This window comes from Caballeronia terrestris, from assembly GCF_001544515.1.
GTDB lineage: Bacteria > Pseudomonadota > Gammaproteobacteria > Burkholderiales > Burkholderiaceae > Caballeronia > Caballeronia terrestris.
On the sequence record NZ_FCOL02000409.1, the window covers coordinates 1 to 1,398 of the forward strand.

A 1,398-nucleotide genomic window follows, 5' to 3' on the forward strand; every position below is an offset into this window, starting at 1 on the left:
GTGCGAGCATCTTGCTCGACTTCCTCTCGGGCAAGACCGCGAAGCCGAACGAGATCCTCGAGCGTGCGCTCGACGTGCTCGCCGCCGACGGGAAGATCACGACGGGCGACAACGGGAACCTCCACAAGAATCTGATTGCGAAGCCGTATTCCCCGAGCGCTGCGCGCGCGATGGGCCGCAACACGGTGACGATCATGCAGAAGACCAAGATGATCGTCGCTGGGGCGAACAAGGGTGAGTTCCTGCCAAATCCGAAGAGCCTGTTCTTGCTGATCGCCGAGCAGAACCTCGATCCGGCATCTCCGGCTGTTGCAGACGAACCGGCGGGCGCTGTCACAGGAGTTTCGGCGGCTTGAATGTGCGAAGCGGGCTATGGCCCGCTTCTTGTTGCGAGACCAGTGCCGCGGCGTCCGCGGGCCGGAACCCGTGGTGCGACTGTTGCTTTCTTCACCGACCCTCTGTTTCGGTAGAGGCAGTGGTGCGGCATACCGCGCAGACCTAGTAGCTGACCCGACAAAGCACCGCGCGACGAAGCGCGTTCCTGGCGTTGGGCTTCACCCTTTTGATTCAAGTCAATCCGTCCCGACTCTATATCTCTGATTATGGAGCAGCACTAAGCAGCGCTTGCTTATGGCGGACTAGATATCAAACGAAGCTCTATGATTAAGGAGGCCGTATGCAGGTTATTAACAAAGCGTTGCGTCGTCGGGTGCTTACAAAAATTGGCAGTGTATCGCTGCTTGGCTTTGCGGGTTTAGCAGCGATAGGCGGTCATACCCCTGTGCTCGCGCAGGTCGGTCGAAAAAAGAGTTCGGTCGCCTGCGTTTCGTGGGGACCGAACCGCCTTGACATATTCGGCGTAGGCACCGACAACCAGATGTATCACAAAGCGTGGAATGGCACCTGTTGGCTTCCTTCGCAGCGTGAATGGGAGCCACTCGGCGGCAGTTTTAGAAGCTCTCCAGCAGCGGTTTCTGGGGAGCGGAATCGTCTCAACCTAATCGCACTGGGCACCGACAACCAGATGTATCACAAAGCGTGGAACGGCCATAGTTGGTTGCCCTCGCAAAATGGTTGGGAACCGTTGGCCATCGGAATGCCGTCGAGGGTCGAAAAGCCCATGCTGGTGTCGCGGCTTGAGCCCGCGCTCATCGCGCACAGGCTCGCGTCGCTTCCCAGGTGCGCGGCGATCACTTTGCCCGCGGCCAAGCGCTGCGACTGGCGCGCCAGCGCGCGAGCAATGAACTGGTACGAGAGTCCGTGGAAGCCGTAGCGCTTGACGCCGTTGTCGAAGAACCGGCGAGGCAGGGCGAAGCGCCGCACGAGATCCGTTTGCGTGCGATGAAAGGCCGTATCGAACGACGCCGATTGCAGCAGGTGCGGCCGCAGGTGCCGGAT

Annotated in this window: 1 protein-coding gene and 2 pseudogenes; 2 read left to right on the forward strand and 1 reads right to left on the reverse strand. The window is 60.0% G+C overall.

Annotated elements, in window-relative coordinates; genetic code table 11:
* Both AWB67_RS41235 and AWB67_RS43725 read left to right on the forward strand, forming a co-directional pair.
* The coding region (locus AWB67_RS41235) for a hypothetical protein (RefSeq protein ID WP_200822428.1) at window positions 1-356 on the forward strand (356 nt) is incomplete at its 5' end.
* A 320-nt stretch (window positions 357-676) separates the two neighbouring features.
* Window positions 677-997, forward strand: a pseudogene (locus AWB67_RS43725) (hypothetical protein); the annotation flags it as partial.
* An 89-nt stretch (window positions 998-1,086) separates the two neighbouring features.
* On the opposite strand, the pseudogene AWB67_RS37830 reads toward AWB67_RS43725, so the two are convergent.
* Window positions 1,087-1,398: pseudogene (locus AWB67_RS37830) on the reverse strand (acetate/propionate family kinase); the annotation flags it as partial.